The 476-nt window shown below is 72.9% G+C and carries 1 protein-coding gene; it reads right to left on the bottom strand.

The genetic code is table 11. From position 1 onward, the window contains the following. Positions 1–70 precede the first annotated feature (70 nt). Positions 71–476: DUF2147 domain-containing protein (locus tag CH341_RS31875; protein ID WP_146604731.1), on the bottom strand; the 406-nt coding region annotated here is incomplete at its 5' end.

Here is a 476-nt window from a genome sequence, read left to right as displayed (position 1 = left end):
GCGATGCGGTTTCCCCGCGTCAGCCGGCTGCGCTTCGACAAGCCGCCCGGCGAAGCCGACCGGCGGGCGCTCAGTTCACCACGCGGGTCCAGGTCTGGCCGCCGCAGAACATGCCGCCGAAAGCGCAGCCCTGCACCCGCATCTTGTCGTCGCCCTTCATGGCCACGGTGGAGTCGTAGATGCCGCCGCCACCATTGCGCGTGTCCTTGATCCGGCCTTTCCAGGTGTTGCCGGCCGGCTTCATGTCGATGAGCACCTTCTCGCCGTTGCGGCCGGACTTGGCGTCGACCGCGTAGCCGCAGAGGTTCTGGCCGCACGCCTCGACCCGCACCATGCCCTCCTTCTTCTCGGTCGTCCACAGCCCGACCGGGCCGGTGGCGGCGGCGACGGGCTCCGGCGCGGGTGTCGGCGGGAGCGCCGCGACGCGCTGCTCGGGCTGCGCCGTCACGGCCGGAGCCGGCACGGGCGCCGGGGCG

Source organism: Rhodoplanes roseus (assembly GCF_003258865.1).
Classification (GTDB): Bacteria; Pseudomonadota; Alphaproteobacteria; order Rhizobiales; family Xanthobacteraceae; genus Rhodoplanes; species Rhodoplanes roseus.
This window is presented reverse-complemented; position numbering and strand designations above follow the sequence as displayed.